At 50.2% G+C, this 810-nt stretch carries 1 protein-coding gene; it reads right to left on the bottom strand.

The features are described 5' to 3' along the window. Window positions 1–7 precede the first annotated feature (7 nt). A protein-coding gene (locus HMPREF1022_RS18385) for an IS5 family transposase (protein WP_147568319.1) occupies window positions 8–765 on the bottom strand; the annotation gives its coding sequence in 2 pieces (ribosomal slippage) (window positions 8–441 and window positions 441–765; 759 coding nt in all). Window positions 766–810: the final 45 nt, after the last annotated feature.

The raw sequence follows: 810 nt of genomic DNA, 5'->3' as shown, positions 1-810 counted from the left end.
GTTAACACTATTTCAGAGCTATAACAATTAACGCAAAGACGACAAAGGCCAGGAACATGACATCGAGCTTATCGAACCGAGTAAAAACACGGCGGAAGCCTTTGAGCCTCCTGAAAAGCCGTTCTACCTCATTACGTCTTTTGTATAGCTCTTTGTCATACTCCCACGGTTTCAGTCGGTTGGGATTGGGCGGCACCACCGGAGTGAAGCCCAACTCACGTCCCAAGCGAGTCGTTTCATTACCCTCATATGCGCCATCCATAAGCAAGCTGCACGGCGCTGGCATCGGCCCCAACTGGACAAGCAGCCTGCGCCCCTCGGGGGCATCGCCGGCGTTGCCGGGAGTGAGGCTGAAATTCAACGCGCATTCAGCATTCGCGGCAACCATATGAAGCTTGGTCGTCCAGCCGCCTCTGGACTTTCCGATGGACTGCGGACCTGTTTTTTTAAGGCCCCTGTTCCATCGGGATGAACCTTAACAATAGTACTGTCGAGAGAAACTGCTTCTATTTTAAGGCGGAGTATCTGCTCTTGTTGAAGGCGTTCAAATATACGGTCAAGAACTCCGTTCTTGCTCCAGCGGTTCATGCGCGTGTAGATGCTGTGCCAACAGCCAAAATTTTTCGGCAGTCCACGCCATTTACACCCATGCTCCGCAACGTACAGAATCGCATTCAACACCTGGAGATTGTCAAAATGGACATTACCTCTTTGGCGCGGGAAGCAGTCAGCGATTCTCTCATATTGTTCGCGAGTAATTTGCATAAGACATTCTTACGGAATACTCGCTCTTTGTCAAATAGTGTTAAC

This window comes from Desulfovibrio sp. 6_1_46AFAA (genome assembly GCF_000224635.1).
Taxonomy (GTDB): Bacteria; Desulfobacterota; Desulfovibrionia; order Desulfovibrionales; family Desulfovibrionaceae; genus Desulfovibrio; species Desulfovibrio fairfieldensis.
This window is presented reverse-complemented; position numbering and strand designations above follow the sequence as displayed.